Source organism: Pseudooceanicola algae (assembly GCF_003590145.2).
Lineage (GTDB): Bacteria > Pseudomonadota > Alphaproteobacteria > Rhodobacterales > Rhodobacteraceae > Pseudooceanicola > Pseudooceanicola algae.
In genome coordinates, this window is the sequence record NZ_CP060436.1 from 2,246,204 (window position 1) to 2,261,891 (window position 15,688).

The window sequence follows — 15,688 nt, forward strand, 5'->3', positions numbered from 1 at the left end:
GGACGAGTTTTGACACGGATCCATACGTCACAGGTCTGCAGGGCACACCGCCCGCACCATCAGGCAGTCGCCCCGGCGGCGAAATTTTCCAGAATTCGGAAAGGGTATTGAAACATGGCTGAATCGAACTTCCCCGACATTGTGTATACAAAGGTAGACGAAGCGCCCCAGCTGGCGAGCGCCTCCCTGCTGCCGATCATCCAGGCCTTCGCCGGGACGGCAGGTGTCACGGTCGGCACCAAGGACATTTCGCTGGCGGGCCGGATCATCGCGGTCTTCGCGGATTACCTGAGCGACGACCAGAAGCAGGCCGATGACCTGGCCCTGCTGGGCGAATGGGTCAAGAAGCCCGAAGCCAACGTGATCAAGCTGCCGAACATCTCGGCCTCCGAACCCCAGCTTGTCGCCGCCGTGAAGGAACTTCAGGCCAAGGGCTATGCCCTGCCCGATTACCCCTATACCCCCGAGACAGAAGACGAAAAGGCCGTGCGCGCCCGCTACGACGGCATCAAGGGTTCGGCCGTGAACCCGGTGCTGCGCGAAGGCAACTCGGACCGTCGCGCCGCTGTCGCGGTCAAGAACTATGCCATGGCGAACCCGCATCGCATGGGCGAATGGACCGCCGACAGCAAGACCGAAGTGTCCTCGATGCCCGGCAACGACTTCTTCGCCAACGAGACCTCGGTGACCCTGGCCGACGCGACCAAGGCAAAGATCGTCCTGGAAACCGCCGATGGCGAAACCGTGCTGAAGGACGGCCTGTCCTACCCCGCCGGCACCGTGGTCGACGCGACCTTCCTGTCGGCCAAGGCGCTGGATGCCTTCCTGGCGTCGGAAATCGAAAAGACCAAGGAAGCGGGCACGCTGTTCTCGCTTCACCTGAAGGCCACGATGATGAAGGTCTCGGACCCGATCATCTTCGGCCACGCGGTCAAGGCCTGGCTGGCGCCGGTCTTTGACCAATACGGCGACAAGCTGGCCGAGCTGGGCGTGAACCCCAACGGCGGCCTCGGCGCGCTGCTGGAACGCGTGAAGGGCGAGCCCGAGATCCTGGCGGCCATCGAAGCCGTCAGTGCTGACCGCCCCGACATGTACATGGTGAACTCCGACAAGGGCATCACCAACCTGCACGTGTCCTCGGACGTGATCATCGACGCCTCGATGCCGGCGCTGATCCGTGCGGGCGGCAAGGGCTGGGGTCCGGACAACAAGGAACACGACACCAACTGCGTGATCCCCGACAACTGCTACGCCCCGATCTATGAAGAGACGATCAAGTTCTTCAAGGAAAACGGCAAGCTGAACCCGGCCACCGCCGGCACCGTGCAGAACCTTGGCCTGATGGCCCAGAAGGCCGAGGAATACGGCTCCCACCCCACCACCTTCGAGATCCCCGCCGACGGCGTGGTCAAGATGGTGCTGGAAGACGGCACCGTGATCCACCAGCACGGCGTCGAGACCGGCGACATCTGGCGGTCTTCCTCGGCCCGCAAGGCGCCGATCGAGGACTGGGTGAACCTGGCCATCGAACGCCAGAAGGCGACCGGCTTCCGCGCGATCTTCTGGCTGGATGCCGACCGCGCCCATGACGCAGAGCTGATTTCCTACGTCAAGCCCCTGCTGGAGGCCAAGGGCGTCGCCGACAAGTTCGAGATCATGGCCCCCCGCGAAGCCACCCGCGCCAGCCTCGAGACCATCACCAAGGGCGAGAACACCATCGCCGTCTCGGGCAACGTGCTGCGCGACTACCTGACCGACCTGTTCCCGATCCTGGAACTGGCGACCTCGGCCAAGATGCTGTCCATCGTCAAGCTGATGAACGGCGGCGGCATGTTCGAAACCGGCGCCGGCGGCTCCGCTCCCAAGCACGTGCAGCAGCTGGTCGAGGAAAACCACCTGCGGTGGGATTCCCTGGGCGAATTCTGCGCGCTCGGCGAAAGCCTGAAATTCCTGGCCGACGCCAAGGACAACGCCAAGGCCCGCGTGCTGGGTGATGCCGTCGATGTGGCCACGCAAGGCATCCTCGACAACAACAAGTCGCCCTCGCGCAAGGTGGGTGAGCCGGACAACCGCGACAGCCACTTCTACTTTGCCAAGTACTGGGCCGAGGCGCTGGCCGCCCAGTCCGACGACGCGGACCTGGCCGCCCATTTCGCCCCCATCGCGTCTGCACTGAGCGAAAAGGAGGCGGAAATCACCGCTGAACTGGCCGCGGTTCAAGGCAAGCCGGCCGACCTGGGCGGCTATTTTGCCACCGATGACGCCAAGACCGAAACGACCATGCGCCCCAGTGCAACGCTGAACGCCATCTTCGGCTGACAGGTCGCAACGCCAAGTCTGCAAGGCCGCCGAACCCGTTTCGGCGGCCTTTCCTTTTGCCCAGGGCCTCCCCCCGGGTAGCCGGCTCTGCGGGCCGGCACGTCGCGAAGACCTTGCCCGCCCACGACGCTTCCCCGGCGGAACAGTCAGAAAGCTTTGTATTTTTTTGCATATGGATGCATCATATACGCAAAATTATATTTAGGCGTGCACCTGCGGATTCCCGGCAGGAATGCCGCCCGCATGGGGGTTGGGGACAATGGAAAAATGCGAGGCACCCCGATCACGACGTGGTCGCGTCAAGACCGTGGCACCCGAGCTGACACCGATCAATCCGGCCCGGACCGAGCCTGTCGAACGTCAGGTCTATCGCAGTCTCCGGCAGGCCCTGATGCAGGGCCGGATCCCACCGGGCGGGACCATGACCAGCCGGTCCCTCGCCGAAGCGTTGAATGTTTCGACCCAGCCGGTGCGGGATGCGCTGAAACGGCTGGAGGCCGATGGCGTGCTGGAGGGCCGCCCGCAAAGCGGTTTTTACCTGCGCGAGATCGGCCAGCAGGAATTCACCGAGATCACCGAGATCCGGGTACGTCTGGAAGGCCTTGCCGGGCGGTTGGCTGCAACGCGGATCACGCCTGAACGGCTCGGGCTCCTGCGCGAATTGAACGCCCGCTACCTTGATCGCCCCGATACAAGCTGGAAGCTGACGCTGAACCACAGGTTCCATTTCGCGATCTACCTCAGTGCTGATCGGCCGCATCTTCTGGCGACGATCCGCAACCTCTGGGTACGCGCTGGTCCCGCGCTGCACCAACATCCCTATACCGGCGCCCCCGATACCATCGTCGCCCTGCATGCGACCATGATCGAGGCGCTGGCGCAGGGCGACGGGGCGGCGACCGAGGCCGCGATCCGCGCCGATATCTCTGGCGCGGCGGACCTGATCCGCCCGCAACTCCCCCATCTCGTTCCGCTGCCGTCAGGCGAGACGGGCGACGAGGCCGACGCGCTGTACGGTTAACCGTCTGGGACCCGCGACAGGAAATGCCCGCCGGCAGGAAATGGACGGCGCGGGCCGGGTTCAGCGCCCCAGGGCTTCTTTCAGGCTGGCCGGGATCGAGGTTCTGTTGCGCAGGTCAAGCGAGGCGACGAGGTCAAGCAGGTGGCTTTTCATCAGGTCCTCTGCCAGATCGGCATCACGGGTGCGAAAGGCCTCCATCAGCGCGTGGTGGGCCTGGCTTTCGCACAGGGCAGCGCGACGATGCCAGTATAGCGCGATGATCAGCGAAGAGCGCGAGACCAGTTCCGAAATGAAGGCTTCGATGGTCGATTGATCGGCAATGCGGGCGATCTCGATATGAAAATGCCCCGAGAGGTACAGCGCCCGCCCGGAATCCCCGTCGTCGAGCGCCTGATGTTCGGCGTCGATATGGGCCTGCAGGCGGGCGAAGGCGTCGTCGGTCATGCGTTGGGTGGCAGAGCGCGTGGTGCGCGGTTCCAGCATGGCGCGGGCTTCAAAGACCTCGCGGGCCTCGCGTACCGTCGGCTGGGCGACGAAGGCCCCGCGATTGCGCTTCAACTCGACCAGCCTTCGGTGCGCCAGCGCCTGCAGCGCCGCGCGCACGGTAGTTCGGCTGGTGGTATAGGCCTCGGCGATCTCATCCTCGCCCAGCTTGGTGCCGGGCGGCAGGCGATGTTCGTGAATGGCCTGCTCCAGATCGGCCGCCACCCAGTCGCTCGTCCCTTTTTTCGCTGCCGTCTTCGCCATGATCCCCGTTCTGTTCCGTTGCCCGGACACGTATTCGTTCTGTGGCATCTGGCGCGCTGATGCAAGGTTTCGCCACGGCGGATCTGCCCGGCCATTATTGTATACAACTTTGCATGTAAATTTGTGCACGCGACTGTCGAAACTGCTTCAATTTTGCCCATACCATGTTTTTCGCGCGCTGAGGGTCGAAAAAACTCTGCGGGAATCGCCGCCCGCCGGGACAGAGTTTCCGGGACATTGGGGATAGGACATCATGCGGACAGGCTACGATCTGGAACTGGTTCACCTGACCAAGCGCTATGGCGATGCGCTGGCGGTGAAGGACCTGAACCACGTCTTCGCGCCGGGCAGCTATGTCTGCCTGCTGGGGCCATCGGGCTGCGGCAAAAGCTCTACCCTGCGGATGATCGCGGGACATGAAGAGGTCAGCGAAGGCTCCATCCTGATGAGCGGGCAGGACATTTCCCCCCTGTCCCCGGCCCAGCGTGGCACCGCGATGATGTTCCAGAACTATGCACTTTTCCCGCATCTGAACGTGCGTGACAACGTCGCCTTTTCCCTGCGGATGAAGGGCATCGACCGCACCACCCGCCACGGACGCGCCAATGAACTGCTCGAACTGGTCGACATGACCAGCTATGCCGACCGCCTGCCTTCGCAGCTTTCGGGAGGCCAGCAGCAACGGGTCGCCCTGGCGCGGGCGCTGGTGACCAACCCCAAAGTTCTGCTTCTGGACGAGCCGCTTTCGGCGCTGGACCCTTTCCTGCGGATTCGAATGCGCAGCGAGCTGAAGAAGTTGCAGCGCGAGCTGGGCATCACCTTCATCCATGTCACTCATGGCCAGGACGAAGCCCTGGCGCTGGCTGACGAGATCGTCGTCATGAACGACGCGGTGATCGAACAGGCCGGGGCTGCGCGCGATGTCTGGGCCGCGCCGCGGACCGAATTCGTCGCCCGCTTCATCGGCGGCCATAACGTCATTGCGCTTGAGGGCGGCAAGGCCACCGTTCGCGCCGATGCGGTCCGGATCAGCGAAGACACCCCCGCCGCCACAGGTCACGGCCTGCCCGCCACGGTGGTCGCGGTCGAATATCAGGGCGCCTCCGTCGCGGTGACCACCCGGACCGAGACCGGGACCGAGGTCCTCGCCCTGCTGCCCGAAGAGCAGTTCTATGCGTCTCCCCAAAACCCCGGCGAGACCGTGCGTCTCAGCTGGGACGAGGGGCGGCTGCACCGCCTCCTGGCCTGACCGGCCCCCCCAAACCAGTCGGGTCCGCGCGAAGGCCCCGAAATCTGCACCAACAGAGAGGATTCCACGATGGCTAAACCCAAGGTAGGCTATTCCCGCCGCACCCTGCTGAAGGCTGGCGGCGCCGCGCTGGCCGCGTCCACCCTGCCCGCCCCGATGCTTTGGGCGCAGGACACAAAGGACATCGTCCTGCGCCAGTTCGGCACCGGCGTGTCGAACCTGAACGACGTGGCCAAGAAGGTGAAGGAAGACCTGGGCATCACGTTGGAAATGACCGCGCTGGATTCCGACAGCGTGACCCAGCGCGCCGCCACCCAGCCCGACAGCTTCGACATTGCCGACATCGAATACTGGATCTGCAAGAAGGTCTGGCCGACCGGCAACCTGCAGGCCATGGATGTCAGCAAGATCGATAACTACGACAAGATCGTCGGCATCTTCAAATCCGGCAAGCTGACCCCCGAGACAGACATCGCGCAGGGCACCGCCCCCCATACCGTCGGCTTCATCGAGGAACCGGGCGCCAAGACCTTCGCCTCGGAACAGACGAACTGGATGACCCTGATCCCGACGATCTACAACGCCGACACCCTGGGCATCCGCCCGGACCTGATCGGCCGCCCGATCGACACCTGGGCCGAGCTGCTGAACCCCGAGTTCAAGGGCAAGGCCAGCATCCTCGACATCTCGTCGATCGGCATCATGGACATGGCCATGGTCTGCGAAGCCATGGGCGAAGTCGCCTATGGCGACAAGGGCAACATGACCAAGGAAGAGATCGACAAGACCATCGCGATCTTCATGGAAGCCAAGAAAGCCGGCCAGTTCCGCGCCTTCTGGAAATCCTTCGACGAAAGCGTCAACCTGATGGCGTCGGGCGAAGTCGTGATCCAGTCCATGTGGTCTCCCGCGATCACCGCCGTGAAGTCGCGCGGCATCGACTGCGTCTACCAGCCGCTGAAGGAGGGCTACCGCTCCTGGGGCGGCGGCCTGGGCCTGTCGTCCTCGCTGTCGGGGATGGAGCTGGACGCGGCCTACGACTACATCAACTGGTACCTGTCCGGCTGGGTCGGCGGCTACCTGATGCGTCAGGGCTATTACTCGGCCGTGCCGGAAACCTCGAAGGAATTCATGTCCGAAAACGAATGGGGCTACTGGTTCGAAGGCAAGCCGGCCACCGATACCATCACCAGCCCCACCGGCGACACGCTGGCGGCTGCGGGCGATGTGCGCGACGGCGGTGATTTCTACGAACGCATGGGTTCTGTCGCCTGCTGGAACGCCGTCATGGACGAGAACCAGTACATGGTCCGCAAGTGGAACGAATTCATCGCAGCGTGATGACTTGGGGCGGGGGCTGCGGTCCCCGCCCGACCCCCTCGGGCGGCCCCGCGCCGTCCCCCTTTTTCGCGGACAGGTAGGACCCAAGGGCCATGCAGATCAGAAACCGCCATCTTCTTGGCTGGCTGGAAGCCGTCCCGCTGACGCTGGTCCTGGTTGCTTTCCTTGTCGCCCCCATCGTGATGATCGTCATCGTCAGCTTCTGGGGCGCGACCGAGTTTTCGATCTACCCGGCCTTCCAGTTCGACAACTACGCCTACCTCTTCGGCTCGAAGGTGGTGCTGAGCGTCTTCATCTCGACCTTCAAATACGCGCTGATCACCTGGATCTTCACCTTCGCCATCGGCTTCACGGTGGCCTATTTCCTCGCCTTTCACATCCGCAGCCTGACCATGCAGGTCGCGCTGTTCCTGATCTGCACGATCCCGTTCTGGACCTCGAACATCATCCGGATGATCTCTTGGATCCCGTTCCTGGGGCGCAACGGCATCGCCAACCAGACGCTGATCTCCTGGGGCGTGATCGACGAGCCGCTGGAATGGCTGCTCTATTCCGACTTCTCGGTGATCCTGGCCTTCGTGCACCTTTACACGCTGTTCATGGTGGTGCCGATCTTCAACACCATGATGCGGATCGACAAATCCCTGCTGGAAGCCGCCCGCGACAACGGAGCCTCGGGCTTTCAGACGCTGCGCCACGTGATCCTGCCGCTGACCAAGCCCGGCATCATGATCGGCACCATCTTCGTCGTGACGCTGGTCATGGGCGATTTCATCACCGTGCGCTTCATGTCCGGCAGCCAGAGCGCCAACGTCGGGCGGCTGATCTCCAACGACATCGGGTTGCTGCAATACCCGTCGGCGGCGGCCACGGCGGTGGTACTGCTGTGCACCGTGCTGATCGTCATCGCGATCCTGCTGCGCTTCGTGAACATCCGGAAGGAGCTTTGACATGGATCGACGCCCCCCCAGCTTCTACTTCCTTTCCGCCTTCTTCGTGCTGTTCCTGCTGTTCCTTTACGGCCCGACCTTCACCATCGGCATCCTCAGCTTCCAGGGGCCGCAGGGCGGGCTGACCTTCCCGATGCGCGGGGTCTCGATGCACTGGTTCGCCGACCTGTTCCAGGAACAGGCCGTGGGTGACATCTGGGGGGCCTTCCGGCGCAGCTTTGCGCTTGGGCTGATGGTCATGGTGACAACCGTCGTCGTGTCGGTCATGGCGGGGCTGGCGTTCCGCAAGCGCTTTGCCGGGTCGGCGGTGCTGTTCTACCTCGCGATCACGTCGCTGGTGATCCCGTCGATCCTGATCTCGCTTGGCGTCGGGCTGATCTTCAACCAGCTGGGGCTGAAGATCCACTGGGCCACATCCGGCTTCGGATCGCAGCTGACCTGGACGCTGCCCTTCGGGTTGCTGATCATGTTCGCGGTCTTCAACCGCTTCGATCGTAGCTTCGAGGAAGCCGCCCGCGACCAGGGCGCGACCGCCTGGCAGACCCTGCGCCACGTGGTGCTGCCGATCATCGCGCCGTCGCTGATCGGGGTGGCGCTGTTCGGTTTCACCCTGTCCTACGACGAATTCGCCCGCACCTTGCTGACGGCAGGCAGCTACAACACCCTGCCGCTGGAGATCTTCGGGATGACCACCAATGTCACCACCCCGGTGATCTATGCGCTTGGCACCCTGACGACGCTGTTTTCCTTTGCCGTCATCGGCTCCTGCCTGCTGCTGGTCTGGTTGATGGGCAAACGCCGGGCCCGCTTCGGGTCCGACGCGGGCAAGGGGCTTTGATGAAACTGCTCTACATCAACCCCAACTCGACCGAGGCGATGACCCGCGGCTTGGTCGCCGTTGCGCAAGCCTGCCTGCCCGGGCACGAGGTCATCGGCCTTACCAACCACGACGGCCCGCCCGCCATCGAAGGGCCCGAGGACGGCGAAGCCACCCTGCCCGGCCTGCACAAGCTGATCGCCGCCAACCGGGACGCCGATGCCATCGTGATCGCCTGTTTCGACGACACCGGGCTGGCGCAGGCGCAGGCCGCCGCGCCCTGCCCCGTGCTGGGGATCGGGCAGTCCGCCTATGTCATGGCGACATTGATGGGGCGGCGGTTTTCCGTGGTCACCTCGCTTGCCGTGTCAATCCCGGTGATCGAGGGCAATATCGCCGCGCAAGGGTTCGCCGGGACCTGTGCCTCTGTCCGGGCCAGCGGCCTGCCGGTGCTGACCATCGACGAAGGCAGCGAGGCCACCCGCACGACGCTGGCCAAGGCGATCCGCGCCGCAAGGGACGAGGACGGCGCCGAGGCCGTCGTGCTCGGCTGCGCCGGGATGGCCCCGCTGCGCGCCGACCTTGCCGCCCGGTCGGGCGTGGCGCTGATCGACGGGGTCGAGGCTTCGGCCCATCTTGCGCTGGCCGCTGCCGGCTTTGCCGCAGGGACGCGCGCTGCATGACCCTGCCCGACCACGGGCGCTACGCCTACTCCCCGATCACCAGGCGCGCCGATTACAGCTGGCCCGAGGGCAAGCGGCTGGCGGTCTACCTTGGCGTGAACCTTGAACACTTCGCCTTTGGCGAGGGCCGCGGGGCTGCACTTGCCCCCGCCACCAATGAACCGGACGTGCTGAACTACGCCTGGCGCGACTACGGCAACCGGGTCGGCGTCTGGCGGATGCTGGCCCTCCTGGATCAGCTGGACCTGCCCGCCACCGTGCTGGCCAACAGCGCGATGTACGACTACGCGCCCGACCTGATGCAGGCCTTCCTGGCGCGCGGAGACGAGATCGCCGGCCACGGCGTCACCAACAGCGAAGCCCAGGGCGAGATGACGGAGCCCGAAGAACGCGCCATGATCGCCGCCGCGACGGACCGGATCGCGGCAGCGGGCATGGCACCGCAAGGTTGGCTCAGCCCCTGGATCTCGGAAAGTCGGGTGACGCCGGACCTGCTGCAGGAGGCGGGCTATGCCTATACGCTCAACTGGTGCATGGACGACCAGCCGGTCTGGATGACGACCCGCGCCGGGCGCATCCTGTCGATCCCCTATCCGCAGGAGCTGAATGACATCCCCGCCATCGTGGCGCGCAAGGACAGCGCGGCAGACTTTGCCGGAATGATCATCGACACCTTCGACGAGATGCTGGACCAGTCCAACGACCAGCCGCTGGTCATGGGCATCGCCCTGCATCCCTATATCGTCGGCCAGCCCTACCGGCTGCGCCACCTGCGCCGCGCGTTGTCCCATATCGCCGCGGCGCGCGACCGGGTCTGGATCACCCGCGCAGGCGAGATTTCCGCATTGTGCCATGGCGGATTGGCCGGGCAGATCTCCTGAACGCCGCGCTCGCTCCGTCGTGACGCATCCGTGCCCTGACCCAGCCCGGGCGAAGATTAAAGGCTTCGACCCGACGCACAGGCCTGATACCCCAAGGGCACCCCCGCCAGGCGCGGGAGGCGGGACCGCAACAGCAAGGGGCGACAGACATGTCCAGACGCATCGTCATCATCGGTGGTGGTTATATCGGCGCACCCCTTGCCCGGTCGCTGGAAAACAGCGCCGATGTCACCCTGGTCGAACCGCGCAGCCATTTCGTGCATACCCCGGCGATGATCCGCGCGGTGGTGGATTCGACGCTGCTTGACCGGGCGCTGATCCCCTATGACCGGCTGCTGGAAAAGGGGCGGTTGATCCCTGCCCGCGCCACCGGGGTGGACGGGGATGGTGTCACGCTGGAAGACGGCACGCGGGTCGAGGCGGACTGGATCGTCGTCGCGACCGGTTCCTCCAACGCGATGCCCTTCAAGCCCGAGGGCGCGGATATTGCAGGCCTGCGCGCGGACAACCAACGCATCCACGCGCAGCTCAGGTCCGCAAGCACAATTGCCATCGTCGGGGCCGGCGCGGTCGGCACCGAGCTTGCCGGGGAAATCGCCAGCGCCATGCCCGACAAGGCGGTCACCCTGATTTCCGCGGACAAGGCGCTGTTCCCCGGCGTGCCCGGCCGACTGGGCCGCGCCCTTGCAGACAAGCTGCGCGAACAGGGGGTGAAGCTGATCCTGGGCACGCGGGCCGAGGGCCTTGCCAGCCTGACCGAACCCCATGCAGGCCGCCTGAACATCGGCGAAAAGGTGCAGAGCTTCGACCTGATCTTCCCGGCCATCGGCTCTCGGGCCAGTTCTGCGCTATTGGAAAACCTGCCCGAGACGCAGAAATCCTTCGCCGGTCGCGTCCGGACCGACCCGTGGATGCGCCCCTCTTCGCTGCCCAATGTCCTTGCCGCAGGCGACGTGGGCGATGCGGGCGACGCCATGACCATCGTCGCGACAAGCCGCCAATTGCCCTGGCTGGAAAGGACGCTGCAGGCCCTCGTGGCAGGCGAAACCATCGAAAATATGAAGCCCTATAAACCCTGGGAGGCCAGGGCACCCATCCTGGTGCCGCTGGGGCCAGAACGCGGCAATTCCTTCCTTGTCGCCCTTACCGCAGGCGACTGGATCACCCGCAAGATGAAGGGCGAAGACTTGTTCCTGTCGAAATACCGCAAGCTTCTCAAGGCGGGCCGACCATGACCGATGCACCGAACAGGGCGTAGTCAAATCGCCTGACCCCGCGCCGGCCCAACTGTGTAGACGAGACGTCATTCGACGAGGTGCCAGGATGACCGGGCAGAATTTTCGACGGGAATACCGACCAGCCGCGTAGTATCAGGAACATCGTTCCCCCCGGAGTTGCCATGATCCCCTGTTTCGCCATCGCCACCGCACTTGCCGCGCTTGCCTCCTCGGCCGTCAGCGCCGAAACCTTTTCGGCCGATGTCTGGGCCGACAATTGGTTCGAGATGCGCATCGACGGCGAACTGGTGGCCGAAGACAGCGTGCCGATCACGACGGAACGCTCCTTCAACGCCGAAAGCTTTGTCTTCGAGGCCGACCGCCCCTTCGTGATCGGTCTTGTCGCCAAGGATTTCCGGGAAAACGACACCGGGCTGGAATATATCGGCTCGCGGCGTCAGCAGATGGGCGATGGCGGCGTGATCCTTCAGATCAAGGATGCGTCCGGTCAGGAGGTCGCGGTCAGCGATGATGCCTGGCAATGTCTGGTCACCCATACGGCGCCGCTCGACAAGTCCTGCGAGGATGCCAGTGATCCGGTCGCGGGCGACGACGTCTGCTCCTTTGACATATCCGAGGAGCCCGAGGGCTGGGACACGGAGGATTTCGACGCCTCCGTCTGGCCGCAGGCCAATGTCTATACCGAGACCGAAGTCGACCCGAAGATGGGCTATGACGAGATCGCCTGGTCGGAGGACGCCAAGCTGATCTGGGGCCCCGACCTTGAGCAAAGCAACACGGTGCTTTGCCGCCTGACGGTCGACTGACCGCTCGCCCCGACACGGTCAATTCAAGGACACGTCACGATGAACGCGAAAAAGATTTCCCTGACCCTCGCCACCCTCATGATCGCCGGGGCTGCGCAGGCCCAAAGCGTCGAGGTCTACGCCACCGACACGCTCGACAATATCCAGAACGGTTATTGCATCGACATCTCCGGCGGCCAGGGCGCGCAGGCCGATCCCGCCGACGGGCTGCAGGGCCATACCTGCTACAGCCCCCAGGGCGACATTTTCGTCGATCAGGCCTTCGACAGCGCGCAATTCGCCGATGGCGTCTTCTACATGGTTGATTTCGATGTCTGCATGCAGGCCGCCTCTGACACAGCCGGGGCCGCGCTGGAGCTTGCGGACTGTGATGGATCGGCGGCGCAAAGCTTTGCCTTTGCAGGCGAAGGCACGATCACGCTCGCTTCTGCGCCAGAGCTGTGCCTGACCCTGGGCGATGACACCCGCTTTGGCCGCAGCGAAACCAACCAGATCAAGTCGCTGACCCTGGCCGAATGCGCCACCGATGCGGCGGCCTCTCAGACCTGGGCCTACCGCACCGCCGACTGACGGGCGGAGACACGGACAGAAACGGGGGGCGGCCGGTAACCGCCCCCGGATCGCCGGTCAGTCGACGTCCAGCGTGTCCGGCATCGCGCCCTCTGTCCGGTCGATGGAAAAGGTCACCTCGTCGATCCTGCCGTTGAAATCCATGCCCGTGACCTGCACGGGATCGACCGGCGGCAGGTTCGCCCGCCCGACCGAGAAGCCGGTCAGCGAGACGCGCAGCAACATGCCGGTCAGGGACACCGTTCCGGCAGCGGCCCCGTCAACGAACAGGCTTGCCTGACCGGCAAAATTCCCGGTCCGCTCGAAGACGAACGACAGATCGCAGCGCCCGGCGGGCAAGGGCAGATCGGATTCCAGCCGCGTCACGGAAAGACCTGCGTGATTGTAGACATAGATCAGCCGGTCCCCCCGGATCTCGATCGCGTAACCGCCCGCGTAATTGCCGAAGGACAGCAGCGTGCCTTCCTCTGTCCCCTCGGGACGCGTGACGGCAAAGTCGATCCGGTGCGAGGCATCCTGCGTCAGCGGTGCGGCCTCTGCCGGGATCTGCGAGATCGGCGGATAGAAGGTCACGCAATCACGCCAGCGCGGCGCACCCGGGCGCGGCGGCGGCGCGAACAGCGCGTCACTGTCGTCCAGCGGCATGGCCCCGTATCGCCCGGCCTCGGCCCACCAGCGGTGCTTCATTTCCTGAAGACGCTCGGGCTCCTCTCCGGACAGGTCGCGCAATTCCGAGAAATCCTGATCCAGGTGATATAGCTCCCAGTGCTCGGTGGTGAAATCCTCGCCGGGGGCATGTTTGGTCACCGCCTTCCAGCCCTGATGCCAGACGGATCGGTGCCCGTACATTTCGAAATACTGCGTCTGTTTGCGCGTCGGCGCCTCGGGTTCATCCAGCGAATAGGCAAAGCTGGTGCCATGGATCGGCATCTGCGCCACGCCCTTGATCGTCGTCGGGGCGTCAATCCCGCAGACGTCGAGGATCGTCGGGGTGATGTCGGTGACATGGGCAAACTGGTGGCGCATCCCGCCCGGCGCGGCAATGCCACTGGGCCATGAGATCACCATCGGGTCACGCACCCCGCCGCCGTGGGTGAAGCTCTTGAACAGCTTCAGCGGCGTGTTGGACGCCTGCGCCCAGCCCCAGGGGTAATTGGTGGCGCTGCGCGGTCCGCCGATCTGGTCCATCGCAGCCGCCGCGTCCTCGTAGCCTTCGGGGATCTGGTTGAACCAGCGCAGCACGTTGGTGGTGCCCGGCGGATCGCAATCGACCGAGGCGCCGTTGTCGGAAATCAGCACAATGATCGTATTGTCGCGCTGCCCGGTCCGGTCGAGGAAGTCGTGCACCCGGCCAAAGCTGGCATCGGCATGGTCCAGCAAGGCGGCATAGGCTTCCTGCAGGCGTTCGGCGACCTCCTGCTGGGCGGGGGTCAGGCTGTCCCATGGTTCGACACCGGGGTTGGAGGGCGGAAGCGCGGCATTGTCTGGCACCAGCCCCATGGCCTTCTGGCGGGCAAGGCGCATCGTGCGTTCCGCGTCCCAGCCGCCCGAGAACCGGCCGCGATACTTGTCGAGATAGGATTGCGGCGCCTGGTGCGGGAAATGCCCTGCCCCGTAGCACAGGTAGAGGAACCAGGGCTTGTCGGGCCAGATCGCATGTTTGTCCGACAGGAAGCGGATCGCCTTGTCGGCAAGATCGTCGGACAGGTGATAGCCCTCTTCCGGGCTGGCAGGGGCGGCAACCTGGTGGTTGTCCTCGAAAAGCTCGGGATAGAACTGATCCGTGGAGCCATTCATGAAGCCGTAGAACCTGTCGAAACCCCGCCCGAGGGGCCATTGGTCAAAGGGCCCGGCGGCATTGGCGCGTTCGGTCGGGGCCAGGTGCCATTTGCCGACGGCATAGGTGGCGAAGCCCTGGGCTTGCAGGATCTCGGCCAGGGTCCCGGCGCGGTGATCGATTGCCCCGCGCCCCGATGGCCAGCCCATGTCGGTATTGGCCAGATAGCGCATGCCGACGGAATGGTGGTTGCGCCCGGTCAGCAGGCAGGCCCGCGTCGGCGAACACAGCGTGGTGGTGTGGAAGTTCGAATAGCGCAGCCCGGTTTCGGACAGGCAGTCGAAATTGGGCGTTTCGATGGAAGACCCGAAGCAGCCCAGATCGGAATACCCCACGTCGTCCAGCACCACGTAAAGGACGTTCGGCTGGCCTTCGGGTGCCGACGGGAAGGCGGCAAAGCGGCGCTCGGATTCATGGTGGGTCAGCCCGATGCGCTGTGTCGTGTCGGTCATGGAAGTCTCCGGGGATCAATAGGTCGTCATGCCGCGCAGATAGCGGCTGAGCAGGGTGCGGCCAATGTGACGCCAGGCCCTGTCGGTGGCAAAGCCCAGCAGACCCAGCACCACGATGGCGGCGAACATCCAGTCGACCTGGAAATACAGACGCGAGGTCCAGATGATGTAGCCAAGGCCGGAATCCGCCGCCAGCATCTCGGCCGCGACGATGACCAGGAAGGAAGACGCCAGCGCCAGCCGCATCCCGACATAGATCGCCGGAAGCGCTGCCGGGATCACCACCCGCAGGAAGACCTGATTGGCCGAGGCCCCGAGGCAGCGCGCCGCATTCAGCTTGTCCGCCGAGATCGCGGCGACGCCGCTGGCAGTGTTCACGGTCACGATGAAGGCGGTGGCATAGGCGATCAGCAGGATCTTCGAGACCTCTCCGACGCCGAACCAGACGATGAACAGGGTCACCAGCGCGATGGCGGGAACGAAGCGGAAGAAGTGGACGAAGGGATCCACCACCGCCCGCATCACGCGCGAGGAACCGACCACCAGGCCGACCGGGATCGCCACGGCGCTGCCGATGATCCAGCCGGCAAGGATGCGCATCATCGACACCAGCACAGAGGTGATCAGCGTGCCGTTCAGCAGCAGCGTCCAGCTTGCCGAAAGCACCGCCAGGGGCGAGGGCAGGAAGGTGTCGTCGACCAGCCAGGTCGAGGCGATCTGCCAGAGCACCAGCACGACGGCCACGCTGATGGCGGACAGGGTGAATTCCGATTTCAT

At 64.6% G+C, this 15,688-nt stretch carries 14 protein-coding genes; 11 read left to right on the top strand and 3 right to left on the bottom strand.

From position 1 onward, the window contains the following. Window positions 1-114: 114 nt before the first annotated feature. The gene (locus tag PSAL_RS10495; protein ID WP_119837778.1) at window positions 115-2,319 is read left to right on the top strand and encodes an NADP-dependent isocitrate dehydrogenase; all 2,205 of its coding nucleotides are present in this window, start codon (window positions 115-117) and stop codon (window positions 2,317-2,319) included. 259 nt (window positions 2,320-2,578) lie between these two features. Next, window positions 2,579-3,340: a GntR family transcriptional regulator gene (locus PSAL_RS10500; protein ID WP_196222686.1), complete on the top strand. Its 762-nt coding sequence runs from the start codon at window positions 2,579-2,581 to the stop codon at window positions 3,338-3,340. A 60-nt stretch (window positions 3,341-3,400) separates the two neighbouring features. On the opposite strand, the gene PSAL_RS10505 is transcribed toward PSAL_RS10500, so the two are convergent. Then, on the bottom strand, window positions 3,401-4,087 hold the full coding sequence (locus PSAL_RS10505) for a GntR family transcriptional regulator (protein ID WP_119837776.1): 687 nt from the start codon (window positions 4,085-4,087) through the stop codon (window positions 3,401-3,403). 253 nt (window positions 4,088-4,340) lie between these two features. On the opposite strand from PSAL_RS10505, the gene PSAL_RS10510 reads away from it, so the two are divergent. The 9 genes from PSAL_RS10510 (at window position 4,341) to PSAL_RS10550 (ending at window position 12,622) form a co-directional block, all read left to right on the top strand. Next, window positions 4,341-5,336: an ABC transporter ATP-binding protein gene (locus PSAL_RS10510; RefSeq protein ID WP_119837775.1), complete on the top strand. Its 996-nt coding sequence runs from the start codon at window positions 4,341-4,343 to the stop codon at window positions 5,334-5,336. Between the two features lie 69 nt (window positions 5,337-5,405). Beyond that, on the top strand, window positions 5,406-6,677 hold the full coding sequence (locus PSAL_RS10515; RefSeq protein WP_119837774.1) for an ABC transporter substrate-binding protein: 1,272 nt from the start codon (window positions 5,406-5,408) through the stop codon (window positions 6,675-6,677). Between the two features lie 92 nt (window positions 6,678-6,769). Continuing rightward, complete coding sequence (locus PSAL_RS10520; protein WP_119837773.1) at window positions 6,770-7,627, top strand: ABC transporter permease; 858 nt, start codon at window positions 6,770-6,772, stop codon at window positions 7,625-7,627. Between the two features lies 1 nt (window position 7,628). Continuing rightward, window positions 7,629-8,465: an ABC transporter permease gene (locus PSAL_RS10525; protein ID WP_119837772.1), complete on the top strand. Its 837-nt coding sequence runs from the start codon at window positions 7,629-7,631 to the stop codon at window positions 8,463-8,465. After that, window positions 8,465-9,127 carry an aspartate/glutamate racemase family protein gene (locus PSAL_RS10530; RefSeq protein ID WP_119837771.1) on the top strand — a complete coding sequence of 221 codons (663 nt, stop codon included), beginning with the start codon at window positions 8,465-8,467 and terminating at the stop codon, window positions 9,125-9,127. Before PSAL_RS10525 ends, PSAL_RS10530 begins: the two co-directional genes overlap by 1 nt. Continuing rightward, window positions 9,124-10,008, top strand: a complete 885-nt coding sequence (locus tag PSAL_RS10535; RefSeq protein WP_119837770.1) for a polysaccharide deacetylase family protein — start codon at window positions 9,124-9,126, stop codon at window positions 10,006-10,008. The genes PSAL_RS10530 and PSAL_RS10535 overlap by 4 nt, the downstream gene beginning before the upstream one ends. 149 nt (window positions 10,009-10,157) lie before the next feature. Beyond that, window positions 10,158-11,243 (top strand): NAD(P)/FAD-dependent oxidoreductase, encoded by a 1,086-nt coding sequence (locus PSAL_RS10540; protein WP_119837769.1) that lies wholly within the window; start codon window positions 10,158-10,160, stop codon window positions 11,241-11,243. A 164-nt stretch (window positions 11,244-11,407) separates the two neighbouring features. Then, window positions 11,408-12,052, top strand: a complete 645-nt coding sequence (locus PSAL_RS10545; protein ID WP_119837768.1) for a PEBP family protein — start codon at window positions 11,408-11,410, stop codon at window positions 12,050-12,052. 39 nt (window positions 12,053-12,091) lie between these two features. Continuing rightward, window positions 12,092-12,622 carry a ricin-type beta-trefoil lectin domain protein gene (locus PSAL_RS10550; protein ID WP_119837767.1) on the top strand — a complete coding sequence of 177 codons (531 nt, stop codon included), beginning with the start codon at window positions 12,092-12,094 and terminating at the stop codon, window positions 12,620-12,622. Window positions 12,623-12,679: 57 nt separating this feature from the next. On the opposite strand, the gene PSAL_RS10555 is transcribed toward PSAL_RS10550, so the two are convergent. Further along, a complete protein-coding gene (locus PSAL_RS10555; RefSeq protein WP_119837766.1) occupies window positions 12,680-14,911 on the bottom strand; it encodes an arylsulfatase in 2,232 nt (743 codons plus the stop codon). A gap of 15 nt (window positions 14,912-14,926) precedes the next feature. Then, window positions 14,927-15,688 carry an ABC transporter permease gene (locus PSAL_RS10560; protein WP_119837765.1) on the bottom strand — a complete coding sequence of 254 codons (762 nt, stop codon included), beginning with the start codon at window positions 15,686-15,688 and terminating at the stop codon, window positions 14,927-14,929.